The sequence below is a fragment of the Microbispora sp. H10885 genome, from assembly GCF_014161415.1.
Classification (GTDB): domain Bacteria; phylum Actinomycetota; class Actinomycetes; order Streptosporangiales; family Streptosporangiaceae; genus Microbispora; species Microbispora triticiradicis.
Map to the genome: position 1 here is coordinate 956,365 of NZ_JABBWY010000001.1, position 12,928 is coordinate 969,292.

13 protein-coding genes are annotated in these 12,928 nt (G+C 71.5%); 10 read left to right on the plus strand and 3 right to left on the minus strand.

Going from position 1 to position 12,928, the window contains the following annotated elements; translation table 11 throughout:
- The first annotated feature begins 86 nt into the window (after positions 1-86).
- Positions 87-518, plus strand: a complete 432-nt coding sequence (locus HHX37_RS04330) for a hypothetical protein (RefSeq protein WP_259404010.1) — start codon at positions 87-89, stop codon at positions 516-518.
- A gap of 81 nt (positions 519-599) precedes the next feature.
- On the plus strand, positions 600-1,004 hold the full coding sequence (locus tag HHX37_RS04335; RefSeq protein ID WP_182884552.1) for a hypothetical protein: 405 nt from the start codon (positions 600-602) through the stop codon (positions 1,002-1,004).
- Positions 1,005-1,008: 4 nt separating this feature from the next.
- Here the strand turns inward: HHX37_RS04335 and HHX37_RS04340 are convergent, their stop codons facing one another.
- Positions 1,009-1,362 (minus strand): DUF742 domain-containing protein, encoded by a 354-nt coding sequence (locus tag HHX37_RS04340; RefSeq protein WP_111700611.1) that lies wholly within the window; start codon positions 1,360-1,362, stop codon positions 1,009-1,011.
- Entirely contained in the window at positions 1,359-3,467 is a 2,109-nt protein-coding gene (locus HHX37_RS04345; RefSeq protein WP_182883111.1) for a nitrate- and nitrite sensing domain-containing protein, read from the minus strand. The genes HHX37_RS04340 and HHX37_RS04345 overlap by 4 nt, the downstream gene beginning before the upstream one ends.
- A 174-nt stretch (positions 3,468-3,641) precedes the next feature.
- On the opposite strand from HHX37_RS04345, the gene HHX37_RS04350 reads away from it, so the two are divergent.
- The 3 genes from HHX37_RS04350 (at position 3,642) to HHX37_RS04360 (ending at position 5,770) form a co-directional block, all read left to right on the plus strand.
- Positions 3,642-4,658 carry an EamA family transporter gene (locus tag HHX37_RS04350; RefSeq protein WP_182884553.1) on the plus strand — a complete coding sequence of 339 codons (1,017 nt, stop codon included), beginning with the start codon at positions 3,642-3,644 and terminating at the stop codon, positions 4,656-4,658.
- 70 nt (positions 4,659-4,728) lie between these two features.
- Positions 4,729-5,343 (plus strand): GntR family transcriptional regulator, encoded by a 615-nt coding sequence (locus tag HHX37_RS04355; RefSeq protein ID WP_310738335.1) that lies wholly within the window; start codon positions 4,729-4,731, stop codon positions 5,341-5,343.
- Between the two features lie 55 nt (positions 5,344-5,398).
- Positions 5,399-5,770 carry a hypothetical protein gene (locus HHX37_RS04360; RefSeq protein WP_111700615.1) on the plus strand — a complete coding sequence of 124 codons (372 nt, stop codon included), beginning with the start codon at positions 5,399-5,401 and terminating at the stop codon, positions 5,768-5,770.
- A gap of 10 nt (positions 5,771-5,780) precedes the next feature.
- Here HHX37_RS04360 and HHX37_RS04365 read toward each other — a convergent pair whose 3' ends face one another.
- The gene (locus HHX37_RS04365) at positions 5,781-6,773 is read right to left on the minus strand and encodes an LCP family protein (RefSeq protein WP_182883109.1); all 993 of its coding nucleotides are present in this window, start codon (positions 6,771-6,773) and stop codon (positions 5,781-5,783) included.
- A 449-nt stretch (positions 6,774-7,222) separates the two neighbouring features.
- Between HHX37_RS04365 and HHX37_RS04370 the strand changes: the two genes are divergently transcribed.
- The 5 genes from HHX37_RS04370 to HHX37_RS04390 all read left to right on the plus strand — a co-directional run bounded on the left by HHX37_RS04370 (position 7,223) and on the right by HHX37_RS04390 (position 12,893).
- Complete coding sequence (locus HHX37_RS04370) at positions 7,223-8,692, plus strand: sugar transferase (protein ID WP_182883108.1); 1,470 nt, start codon at positions 7,223-7,225, stop codon at positions 8,690-8,692.
- 1 nt (position 8,693) lies between these two features.
- The gene (locus HHX37_RS04375; RefSeq protein WP_111700618.1) at positions 8,694-9,758 is read left to right on the plus strand and encodes a glucose-1-phosphate thymidylyltransferase; all 1,065 of its coding nucleotides are present in this window, start codon (positions 8,694-8,696) and stop codon (positions 9,756-9,758) included.
- On the plus strand, positions 9,755-10,711 hold the full coding sequence (rfbB, locus tag HHX37_RS04380) for a dTDP-glucose 4,6-dehydratase (protein ID WP_182872801.1): 957 nt from the start codon (positions 9,755-9,757) through the stop codon (positions 10,709-10,711). The genes HHX37_RS04375 and rfbB overlap by 4 nt, the downstream gene beginning before the upstream one ends.
- A 63-nt stretch (positions 10,712-10,774) precedes the next feature.
- Entirely contained in the window at positions 10,775-11,635 is an 861-nt protein-coding gene (gene rfbD, locus HHX37_RS04385; protein ID WP_182884554.1) for a dTDP-4-dehydrorhamnose reductase, read from the plus strand.
- Between the two features lies 1 nt (position 11,636).
- Entirely contained in the window at positions 11,637-12,893 is a 1,257-nt protein-coding gene (locus HHX37_RS04390) for an MFS transporter (protein WP_182884555.1), read from the plus strand.
- Positions 12,894-12,928: the final 35 nt, after the last annotated feature.

The following is a 12,928-nucleotide window of genomic DNA, read 5'->3' on the forward strand; positions in this document are numbered from 1 at the left end:
GTGAGGTCACGGTCGTCCATTGTGGTCCGGCGGGGCACCTGGGGCGGATTGTCGCTCGTGGGTACGTTCCTCCTCGGGGGGATCGCATGAGAAAGATCGTCGCTGTCTCCGTGCTCGCCGCCATGACGACGCTCGGCACGGCCGCCGCGGTCGCGGCGGTCGCCGCCGGGACCGGCGTACGCCCGGGGACCGGTCTGCGGAGCGCGTACCGGCAGGCTCTCGCGCCGCCCGAGGGAGGGGTCGAGCGGCAGGAGGTCAGCCAGGAGCAGTACGACGTCCTCGTCGGCCAGTGCCGGTACCCGAAGACGGGGCAGGCGCGTGCGCGGTGCCGGGCGCAGGTGCGCGCGAAATACGTCGTGGGGGCGTTCAACCCCGCCCTCGACTGCCGCACGTACTCCGGGGTCTCCGTCTGCGGGCCCCTCGAACTCAGCGCCGCCCAGCGGGCGTGCGTGGAGGAGTCGGTGGGCGGCGGGCTGACCCGCCGGCGTGCGGAGGTCGAGTGCTACGCCTTCCGCTGACGACGGTTTCCCCTGGGGAAATTTCCGGGCCAACCTAAATATTCGGCCAAACCGCTACCGGCGGTGATCTACCCTGCGGGGGTGGACGCCAAAAGTCAGGGCGCCGCCGAGCTTCTGCGGGCGTTGCAGCGCACGGCGGCGCGGTTCAGCGAGATGGGACGGTCCCTCTCCCGTGACTTCTTCCCCCATGTCCGCGTCGAGATCATCTCCGACCTGGCCGGGCCCGCCGTACGGCTCGGCGTGGCGCTGGAGCTGCCCGGGCACGACCTCGTGTTCGAGACCGCCGTCACGGTCGGCGACGGCACGTTCGGCGTGCGGGGCGAACTCGTGCTGGACGGAGAGGAGGCGATCCTGGTCCTGCCGCCCGTCGAGATCGCCGATCCGGTGCAGTGCGCGGCCCTGCTGGAGCGGTACGCCGACGAGCTGACGACCCCGGCCCGCTGGCACGTGCAGCGCCTCGTGGAGTCCTGCGCGACGGACTCCTGAGGCGTCACAACGCCTGCAGCCCCTGGATGACCTCGCGCAGGAGACGCTCCTCGGGCAGCTGGGCCACGGTCGCCGGCGGCCGTGCCGTGATCAGCCCCTGGTCGCGCAGGTCGCTCAGCAGGATGCGTACGACGTTCAGCGAGAGGCCCAGCTCCGAGGCCAGGTCGGCCACGGAGGAGGGCCCCCGGCACAGCTGCAGGATCCGCCAGTGCTCGGGGGCCAGACCGGAGACCCCGCGGTACGCCGCGGGGGCCGTCCTGATGATCGTCATCAGGTCGAACTCCGGCCCCGTCGGACGGGTGCGTCCCCGGGTGATCGTGTAGGGGCGCAGCAGGGGCCCCTCCTCCTGCTCGGTCACGAGTCCTCCTGGGCGCGCTGCCAGCCGGACCGGAACGAGGAGAACACGTCACTCCGCTCCTCCCTCGGATCCTCCCTGAGCTGCGGAGCGATGTTGGCCTGGCGTACCCGTTTGGGCAGCGAGCCGTGGTCGCCGCCGACCGGCGGCGTGAGGGCGAGCGCCGGGGCGACGTGCTCCGGCTGAGAGAGAGGCTCCACCACCGGCTCGTGGATCCCGCCCTCCACCACGACCTCCTGCGGGAGCAGCAGGACGGCGCTCGTCCCGCCGTACGGCGAGCTGCGCAGGGAGACGCGGATGTTGTGCCGCCGGGCCAGCAGGCCCACCACGAACAGGCCGAGCCGGTCGCTGTCGGCGAGGTCGAACTCCGGCGGGTCGGCGAGGCGTTGGTTGAGCCGCTCCAGCTCCTCCGGAGGAATGCCGAGCCCGCGGTCCTCGACCTCCAGCGCGAAACCGCGGCCGACCACCTCGCCCCGGACGTGCACCCGGGTGTGCGGCGGGGAGAAGACGGTGGCGTTCTCGATCAGCTCGGCCAGCAGGTGGATCACGTCGGTGACGCTGCCGCCGGCGAGGGAGTACCCGTGCGGGACGGTCACGTCCACCCGCAGGTAGTCCTCGACCTCCTCGATCGCGGCGCGCACCACGTCGTACAGGCGGACCGGGTTGCGCCAGCCACGCCCGGGAACCGCCCCGGACAGGATGATCAGACCCTCCGCGTGGCGGCGCATGCGGGTGGTGAGGTGGTCCACCCCGAACAACCGCTCCAGCAGGTCGGGGTCGGCGATCTCCTTCTCCAGGCTGTCGAGCATGCCGAGCTGGCGCTGCAGCAGCGACTGGCTGCGGCGGGCCAGGTTGAGGAAGACCTTGTTGACGCCCTTGCGCAGCTCCGCCTGGCCCACCGCCGCCTCCACGGCGGTCTGCTGCACGGAGGTGAACGAGTTGCCCACGTTCTCGACCTCGACCGTGTCGCTGCGCCCCACCACGGGCGGCGTCTCCGCCGCCACGTCGACGTCGTCGCCGCGCCGCAGCCTCCGTACGAGGTCGGGCAGGCGCCGCTCGGCGAGGTCGCGGGCCGCGCGGTGGAGGGCGGTGAGCTCGCCGGTCAGCGTGCGGGCGAACCGGAAGGAGACGAACAGGGTCGCGAGCACCGCGGCCAGGCCGAGGCCGCCGACGATCCCGATGCGCCAGAGCACCGCCTGCGCCAGCGGCATGGCCCGGGCGGCGGTCATGTCGGCCGCGACGTTGGTCGTCTCGGTGAGCTGGCTGGTGAGGGCCTGGGCCGTCGTCGGCCAGGCGATCGCGTCGGGGGGCAGCGGCTGCCCGGGCCGCACGCTGGCGATCACGTCGTTCTCCAGCGAGAGGAACGCCGAGTAGACGGGGGCGGCGTTCAGGGCGCCGAACTGCTTGAGCAGGGTGGCGTCGAGCTGGCTGGTGCCGAGCTGGTAGAGGAGGCGGCGCTTGCCGACCATGCCGGAGAAGGCGTCCCGCTCGTCCTGCGACATCCGTCCGGCCGCCTGCGCGCCCAGCACGAGCGCCGACTGCTGGCTCACCACCTCGCGGCTGCGGACGAGGAGGATGATCGCCTTGGTCTGCGCGACGATGTCGATGTCGGGCGAGATCATGAGCCGGTCGTAGACCTGGTGGGCGGTCTCGATGACCGAGCTGTACTCCTCGATCGCCTCAAGGCGGGTCAGCGTGTGGTCGTCGACCTGGCCGCGCAGCACGTCGAGCCCGCGGACCTGCCGGATCAGGTCCTGGACCCGGCTCCACATGGCGGGCGGCGTCTCGTCCCGGGCCTGCGCCGACAGGCGGGTCATCTCGGCCGCCCAGCCGTCGGTCCTGCGCCGCTGACCCTGGAGGTCGGTACGCAACGAGGTGGTGCGCCACGCGAGGTAGCTCACGGACACGAACCGCTCGGTCTGCAGTGCGTTGATCGTCTCGCTGACCGGATAGACGACGTTGTCGTACACCTTCTGGATGCGCAGGAGCTGCTGCCCCTGCTCGATCGTCACGGTGGCGGCGAACCCCCAGATCACCACCAGAGCGGTCACCGGCACCAGCAGGATCGCGAAAATCTTGAAGCGAATGGACCGTTTCCGACCAGCCATGGCCCCGCCCGTCGGTTACACACATGTTAATTAGTGGCGAAACCCTAGCAATCCGTGAGACGGCCCACCAGGGATCGTTCCTAACGACTTGGGCCACAGCCCGTATCAGGACAGTCTCGACGTTGAGGGGCAAAGACCTTGCCGATTCTGTCTGATTGTCAGACAATCGAGCCCATGTACTCGCGATCCGGTCCGCTCGCCGTCGTCGCCGCGGCCGTGCTGTGGGGGACCGCGGGCACCGCGGGAGCCCTCGCCGCCGCCGACTCCGTCTCTCTGGCCGCCGCCCGCCTGGTGCTGGGCGGTGCCGTGCTGGCCGCGCTGGCGGTGTCCGCGCGCCGCAGCTCCCCCCGCTCGCGTCCTCTGGACCGTTCCCGCGAGCACGTACGGAGCGCCGGGCGGAATCCGGCGCGGCCGGCCCGCGCGCACTGGACCCTCGCGCATCGGGCCCGCTCGCACTGGACGCTGGCTCTGGGGGCCGCGGCCGTGGCGGCCTACCAGCTCTGCTACTTCGCCGCGGTCCACCGTACGGGGGTCGCGATCGGCACGGTGGTGGCCATCGGCAGCGGCCCGGTCTTCACCGGGGTCCTGTCCTGGCTCGTGGGGCGCGAGCGGCCGAGCGGGCGCTGGGCCCTCGCCACGGCCGCCGCCGTCGCCGGATGCGCGGTGCTCGTCACCGGCGGCAGCGCCGGAGGGGAGGCCGGCGGCGCCGACGCCGCGGGGATCGGGCTCGCCCTGCTCGGCGGGCTCCTTTACGCCTTCTACGCGGTCGTCGCGGCCCGCGCGATCGGCGGGGGGACGGATTCGGGGATCGTCATGGGCGTGCTCTTCGGCGGTGCGGCCGTCCTCATGCTGCCGGTCCTCGTGCTGAGCGGCCCGGTGTGGCTCGCCCGGCCGGGCGGCCTGCTGACCGCGCTCTATCTCGGCTGCGCCACGACGGCCCTCGCCTACCTCCTGTACGGCCGGGGCCTGCGCACGACCCCCGTGGCCACGGCGGCCACGCTCGCGCTGGCCGAACCGGCCGTCGCGGCCCTGCTCGGCGTCGTGGCGCTGCGCGAGCACCTGTCCGCGGTCTCGTGCGCCGGCCTGGCGCTGCTCGCCGCGGGACTCGCCGTGGTCGCCCTGCCCGCCCGGGCGCGCACTCCGGACGTCCCCGTGCCGGGGACGCCGAGGGCGACGGCCGGGCGTCACTGACACGCTCGGCCGACGGGCCCGGCCCGACGAGTAGGCCCGGCGAGTAGGCCCGATGAGTAGGCTCGGCCCCGTGACCACCCTGAGGCCCGTCTCCACCGTCGAGGCGCTCGCCGCCGCGCTGCGCGAGCGGGTGCTGTCGGGGGACGTCGAGCCGGGAGCGGCGCTGCCCGAGCAGGAGTTGTCCGCCCGGTACGGCGTGGCCCGCCCCACGGTCAGGGAGGCGCTGGCGCTCCTCGTCCACGAGGGGCTGCTGCGGCGCGAGCGCAACCGCAGCGCGTACGTCCCGGTGATCACCCCCGCCGACCTGGCCGACCTCATGTACGTCAGAAGGCCGCTGGAGGAGCTCATGGCCGAGGCGGTGGCCGGTCGCCGGGTGGGCGCCGCGGAGGAGGCGCTGGGCCGTCTGTCCGGCCTGCCGCCCGGCGCGCCGTGGGCGAGTGTGGTGGCCGAGCACATGGCGCTGCACGAGGCGCTCGTCGCCGCCGCCGGCAGCCCTCGCCTGGAGCGCCTGTACGGCACGCTGGCGGCCGAGACGCGGCTCGGTCTCGTCCGGCTCAGGCACGCGTACGAGGACCCTCGTGAGCTCGCGGCCGAGCACGCGGCGCTGCTCCGCGCGATCGCGGAGGGACCGGCGGAGGCGGCCGTACGGGCGGTGCGCGACCATCTGCGGTGGCGGCACGGCTGAGCGCGGGTCTGAACGGTCTTGCACGGGGCCGCTGTGAGTCGTCACAATCGCGCCCATGCACGGCAACCCAGTGCCGGACACCTATGTGTACGTCACCGAAGAAGGCGTGACGCGTCACTATGCCGACGGCAGCGTCGAGGCTCTCGCGTGGGAGGACGTCGTCGAGGTCCGCGTCGGCGGTCACGATCGCCGGGATCCGTCCGGCCAGCCGGACGACGTCTTCATCGTCCTGCTGGACCGGGAGGGCGAGGGCTGCGTGGTCCCGCACTCGGCGACCGACGCGAGCTTCCTCGCCCGGCTGCGGTACCTGCCGGACTTCGACCTCGACCGGCTGAGCACGGCGGTGGCCGGCGCGCGCGCCGACTACGTCGTGGTGTGGCGCAGCCCGGAGCCGCCCTCGCCCCTGCCCGACCTGGAGTACGACTGAACGAGCGGGGTCACCTGACGAAGGAGGACTCGTTCAGCCCGCCCCGGTCGGCGAAGTAGCGCTCCAGCGTGTCGTTCCGCAGGGCGTCGGTGAGCTTGGCGCCCTCCTTCGCGTCCAGGCGGACGACGCTCACCCCCTTGACCGTGCCCGTGCCGGCGACGGGGTAGGTGGCCGACAGCAGGTCGCCGCCGCGTATGTCGCGGAGTTCGAGCGCCAGGCCTCTCAGGGTCTTCATGTCCACCCCGGCGTCCACCGACAGGGATCGCGTCAAAGCCTGGAGGAACTTGTCCACAGCGAACGGATTGGTCAGCATTCCCTTGCTGACCACCTTTTCGGCCACCGCCCGTAAGAACGCCTGCTGCCGTTTAATCCGGTCGAAATCCCCACCGGGTAGTCCGTAACGCTGGCGGACGAATAGCAACGCGCGCTCGCCCTCCAGATGTACGTTTCCTTGCGGCCAGGTGATTTTGTTCGCGGGGTCGTGCACCTGGCGCGCCACATAGACGTCGACCCCGCCCAACGCCGTGCTCATGTCGATGAAGCCGTCGAAATCCAGCGCGACGAAGTGGTCGATCCGGACCTTGACCAGTCGCTCCACCGTCTGGACGAGCAGGCGCGGGCCGCCGTACGCGTAGGCTGCGTTGATCTTGTCGTGCCCGTGGCCCGGGATGGTCACATACGAGTCACGAGGTATGCCGATCAGGAAGATTCGCTTCCGGTCGGCGGGGACATGCGCGATCATCAGGCTGTCCGACCGCTGGAAGCCGCTCTCCCCCGGCCGCTTGTCCGCGCCGACGACCAGCCAGTTCTGGGCGGTTCCAATGGCTCTGGCCGGTCGGTCCGACTCCTCGGGGAACACCTGCTGCACCCGCCGGAGGTTGGTGTCGTACACGTGCTGGCGCTGCATCAGCACCGCGAAGAGGGCCGCCGGCGGGAGGAGGAGCGCGAGGGTCACGACGATCAGCACCTTGCGCCGGCGCGACGTCCGCGGCGGTGGAGTCACAGTGAGAGGCAACTGCCCGGATGTCGTCACGAGGCGTCCAATGCTCGGTTCCACGCGGCGGACGTGTTCCGAAGCGGATATCCACCGGTCGCCGCGGTCAGGTCGTGGTGGGAAGCGCACCGCTCGGCCGGCCGTACCCCGGCTCCGGCTTTCACCCGCTGTCCCGCCCTCGCCACGCGGAGATCATAGACGAGGATCTGATGTATAAGTCAGTGGTGTTGTGCGATGACCGACGCGAGGGGCATATTGGAACGTTCCCGTCAAGTCCAAAACGCGAATTCGCCCGGCCAACTGTGGACAGATCACGTACATTCCGTACTGAGCGGTCGCTGTCTACCATCAGGCTCGTGCATGCCCCCCGTCCCTGAAAAAAGATGAGTTGTGCGTCAACCTGTGTGACGGGGGGTGCGTCATCTTCCTGCGCAGTCTGGCTACTTGGGCGTGGTGACATGGAATCGCGGTTAGAGTTGGCGGAACTGGGGGTGATTCCCCGCGGCCTCGGCGTCCGGCTCCCGGCAAGGGTGTCGGAGCGGTCCTTTCGCAGACTCCTCACGGCGGGGGATTTCCTGTGCGGGGCCCTGGCCTTCTGCGGAGTCGAGCTGACCCGGCTCCAGCTGGGGGCCTACATCCCGGTTTACGACCTCGTCTTCGGCGCCACCCTGACGCTCGGCTGGCCTCTGGTCGTCGGCCTCGCGGGCGGGTATCGGGCACGCGCTCACGGCGAGGGCACGGCGGAGTTCCGCTCGGTGGCCCAGGGTGGGCTCGGGCTCACCGCGGCCGTCGCGATCGGGGCGTATCTGACGCAGACCATGGTGGCCCGGAGCTACGTCATGGCGATGCTGCCGCTCGCCACGGTGCTGACGCTGCTCTTCCGGCACCGGATGCGGAAGAGGCTGCACCGCCTGCGCTCAAGGGGCGAGTACATGCGGCGGGTCGTGGCCGTGGGACACCGGCAGTCCGTCCAGGAGCTGGTGCTGCAGCTGCGGCGGCAGCCGTACCACGGCATGCGGGTGGTGGCCGCATGCCTGCCGAACAGGCAGTTCCGGAGACAGCGCTCCGACATCGACGGCGTGCCCGTGCTCGGGGACTTCCGGGACGTGGCCGCCGTGGTCGACAAGGTCGACGCCGAGGCGGTCGCGGTCCTCGCGTGCCCCGAACTCCACGGCGCCGCGCTGCGCCGCCTCGCCTGGGCCATCGAGTCCGGGGGCACCGACCTCTTCGTCGCTCCGGCCCTGATGGACGTCGCCGGCCCGCGCATCAGCGTCCGCCCGGTCGCGGGGATGCCGCTGCTGCACGTCGAGCACCCCGAGCTCGAAGGATCGCGACGGCTGGTCAAGAACGCCTTCGACAGGATCGTGGCCGCGGCCTTTCTCCTGGTCCTCCTCGTCCCGATGCTGGTCATCGCGGCGTTCGTCCGCGCGACCAGCCCCGGTCCCGCGCTGTTCCGGCAGACGCGCATCGGCCGGTACGGCCGGGAGTTCGACATGCTGAAGTTCCGCACCATGGTCGTCGACGCCGAGCGGCTCAAGCTGGTGCTGGAGCAGTCCAACGAATCGGACGGCGTGCTGTTCAAGATTCGGAACGATCCACGAATCACGCGGGTCGGGCACCTGCTCCGCCGCTACTCGCTGGACGAGTTGCCGCAGCTCATCAACGTGCTGCGGGGAGAGATGTCGCTGGTCGGGCCGCGTCCGCCGCTGCCCGCCGAGGTCGACCAGTACGGCACGGACGTGCACCGGCGCCTGGTCGTCCGGCCGGGCATGACGGGGTTGTGGCAGGTGAGCGGCAGATCGGACCTGTCGTGGGAGGAGTCGGTCCGGCTGGACCTGCGCTACGTGGAGAACTGGTCGCTCATGATGGATCTTCAGGTGCTGTGGAAGACGTGGTCCGCGGTGACCGGGGGAAGGGGGGCCTACTGACATGAAGGCCCTCGTGCTCGCCGGCGGAGCCGGGACGAGGCTACGACCCATCACCCACACACGGGCGAAGCAACTGGTTCCGGTGGCCAACAAACCCGTCCTGTTCTACGGCCTGGAGGCGATCGCGGCCGCGGGGATCCGGGAGGCCGGCATCGTGGTGGGCGACACCCGCGCCGAGATAGAGGCCGCGGTCGGGGACGGCTCGGCGTTCGGGCTCGACGTCACCTACCTGAGCCAGGAGGCGCCGCTCGGACTGGCGCACGCGGTGCTGATCGCCCGCGACTACCTGGGCGACGACGACTTCGTCATGTACCTCGGCGACAATTTCGTCGTCGGCGGCATCGACGGGGTGGTCCGGCGCTTCCGTGCCCGGCGCCCGAGCGCCCAGATCATGCTCACCCAGGTCTCCGACCCGCGTCAGTTCGGGGTCGCCGAACTGGACGCGCGGGGACGCGTCGTCGGACTCGAGGAGAAGCCCCGCGCTCCGAAGAGCGACCTCGCGCTCGTGGGGGTCTATCTGTTCACCCCCGTCGTGCACGAGGCGGTCGCCGAACTCAAGCCGTCCGGGCGGGGCGAACTGGAGATCACCGATGCCATCCAGTGGCTCATCGACACCGGCCACGACGTCGAGCCCGAGGTGATCTCCGGGTACTGGAAGGACACCGGCAACGTCGCCGACATGCTGGAGGTCAACCGCCTCGTGCTCGAAGCGGTGGAGCCCCGGGTGGACGGCGAGGTCCGCGACTGCGAGCTCATCGGCAGGGTGGTGGTGGAGGCGGGCGCGTCGGTGCGCGGTTCCCGTATCGTGGGTCCCGCGATCATCGGCCCCCGGACCGTCGTCACGGACTCCTACGTCGGTCCCTTCACCTCGGTGGGGGAGGACTGCCGGTTGACGGACAGCGAGATCGAGTACTCCATCGTGCTTGCCCGTGCGTCGATCCAGGGGGTGCGACGGATCGAGGCCTCGCTCATCGGACACGACGTCGAGGTCACTCCGGCCCCCAACACGCCCAAGGCGCACCGGCTCGTGCTCGGTGATCACAGTAAGGTGCAGATCTCCCCATGAGAGTGCTCGTCACCGGCGGCGCCGGCTTCATCGGCTCCCACTACGTCCGGATGGCCGCCGCCGAGACCAATGACAAGATCACCGTGTTGGACGCGCTCACGTACGCGGGCAACCCGGCGAACCTGGAGCCCGTGTCAGGGCGCTTCGACTTCGTGCACGGCGACATCTGCGACGCGGAGCTGCTGGCGCACGTGGTTCCCGGCCACGACCTCGTGATCAACTTCGCCGCCGAATCCCATGTCGACAGGTCGATCGCGGGCGCCGCGCCGTTCGTGCGGACGAACGTCCTCGGCACGCAGACGCTGATGCAGGCGTGCCTCGACGCGGGGGTCGGGAAGGTCGTGCACGTCTCGACCGACGAGGTGTACGGGTCGATCGACTCCGGGTCCTGGGACGAGTCCGCGCCCCTGCGCCCGCGCTCGCCGTACGCGGCCGCGAAGGCGGGGGGAGACCTGGTCGCCCTGGCCTACGGGGTGACCTACGGGCTGCCGGTCTCCGTCACCCGGTGCGGCAACAACTACGGGCCCTACCAGTATCCGGAGAAGGTGATCCCCCTCTTCATCACCAACCTGCTGGAGGGGGTGAAGGTCCCCCTCTACGGCGACGGGGGCAACGTCAGGGACTGGATCCACGTCGACGACCACTGCCGGGCGATCCGGCTCGTGACCGAGGTCGGGCAGCCGGGCGAGGTCTACCACGTCGCCGGCACGGCGGAGCTGACGAACCTGCGGCTCACCGAGAAGCTGCTCGCCGCGCTCGGGGCGGAGTGGGAGAGGGTCGAGCGGGTCGCCGACCGCATGGGCCACGACCGCCGCTACTCCCTGGACGACACGAAGCTGCGCGCCCTGGGCTACGAACCCCGGATCGCGTTCGACGAGGGCCTCGACGCCACCGTCCGCTGGTACGTCGACAACGCGGACTGGTGGCGCCCCCTCAAGCAGGCCCGGTCCTGACACCCACAACGACACCGCCAACGACGACACGGCACCGACCCGAGCACCCCGAGAGCGAACCTGATGACCCCCCGATGGCTGATCACCGGTGCCGGCGGCATGCTCGGCAGCACCCTGGTCGCCGTGCTGCGGGCCGGACGGCACGAGGTCGTGCCGCTGGACCGTGCCCGGCTGGACCTGCGCGATCCGGCGGCCGTGCGGCCGGCCGTCCGCGAACTGCGGCCGGACGTGGTGGTGAACTGCGCCGGCTGGACCGCCGTCGACGACGCGGAGACCCACGAGGAGGAGGCGCTCGCCGTCAACGGCGACGCCGTGCGGGTCCTCGCCGAGGCGTGCGGCGAGGTGGGCGCGCGGCTCGTGCAGCCGTCCACCGACTACGTCTTCGACGGCACCGCGCGGCGGCCGTACGCGGAGGACGCGCCGACGGCTCCGCTGAACGCCTACGGGCGCACCAAGCTCGCGGGCGAACAGGCGGTCCTCAAGACGCTGCCCGACTCCGGCTACGTCGTGCGCACGGCGTGGTTGTACGGCGCGACCGGCGGGAACTTCGTCCGCACCATGATCCGGCTGGCGGGCGAGCGGCCGACCGTCGACGTGGTGGACGACCAGTTCGGCCAGCCGACCTGGACGGACGACCTGGCCCACCAGATCATCCGGATGATCGGGGCCGGCGCGCCCCCCGGCGTCTACCACGGCACGAGCTCCGCGAGCACCTCCTGGCACGGCCTGGCCCGCGAGGTGTTCACGCTGCTCGGCGCCGACCCGGACCGGGTGCGTCCGGTGGCCTCCGCCGCCTTCCCGCGACCGGCTCCCCGGCCCGCCTTCGGCGTGCTCGGCCACGCCGCCTGGTCCCGGGCGGGGCTGGCGCCGATCCGCCACTGGCGGGACGCGCTGCACGCCGCCTGGCCCTCGCTGGTGGCCTGACATGTACCTGTCCGAGGCGCGAACGGGGGACACGCGGCCCCGGGACGAACGGACGTCCGGACGGCGTCCGCTGCGGGTCGTCACGGGCAACGTCCTGGCGATCGGGATGGTCAGCCTGCTGACAGATGTCTCGTCCGAGATGGTCACGGCGATCCTGCCGCTCTACCTCGTCTTCGGCCTGGGCATGAGCACGGTGCAGTTCGGGGTGCTCGACGGGGTGTACACGGGCGCCACCGCCGTGCTGCGCCTCGCCGGGGGACACGTCGCGGACCGGTTCCGGCGGCGCAAGGCGGTCGCCGGAGCCGGCTACGCCCTTTCGGCGGTGACCAAGCTCGGGTTCCTGCTGGCCGGCCGGTCGGCACCCCTCCTCGGGCTCGTCATCGGCGTCGACCGTGCGGGCAAGGGCCTGCGGACGGCGCCGCGTGACGCGATCATCTCGCTGAGCGCGCCGTACGAGGCGCAGGGCCGCGCCTTCGGCGTGCACCGCGCGCTCGACACCGCCGGGGCCCTCGCCGGTCCGCTCGTCGCCTTCGGCGTGCTGGAACTGGCGCTGGGCTCCTATGACGCCGTCTTCGTCACCAGCTTCTGCGTGGCCGTCCTCGGCGTGCTGGTGCTCGTGTTGTTCGTCCGGGAGCCGGACGGGGTGGCGCGCGGGCGCGCGCGGGTCTCGCTGGCCCAGGCCACGGCGCTGCTCGGTCCCGGGCCCTTCCGGCGGGTGCTCCTCGCCGTCGTGCCCCTGTCGCTGACGACGATCAGCGACGCCTTCCTCTATCTCCTCGTGCTGGAGCGGCTCGACGTCGCCGCGCGGTGGCTGCCGCTGCTGCCGGTCGTCGTGTCGGCGTCCTATCTCCTCGCCGCCGTGCCCGCCGGCCGGCTCGCCGATCGTCTCGGCCGGCCGAAGGTCGTCCTCGGAGGGTACGGCGCGCTGCTCGCCTGCTACCTCCTGGTGCTCGCCGCGGACCATCCGGTGGTGTGCGTGGCCGTGCTGCTGCTGCGGGGGCTCGGCTACGCGGCGACGGACGGCGTGGTCAGCGCGCTCGTCGGGCCGCTCCTCCCCGAACGGCGCCGGGCCACCGGGCTCGCCGTCGTGCAGACCGGCCAGGCGCTCGCCGCGATGGCCGCCTCCTGGATTTTCGGCGTCCTGTGGTCCTGGCTCGGGCCGCGGGCCGCCGTCGGCGTCATGGCGGCCGGGCTGGCGATCACGCTCGTGGCCGCCTTCCTCGTTCTCCCCAGAAATGGAGGTACCGGTGAAGAGTAGACATCGCGGTACGTCGTACGGCCGCCGGAGGGCTG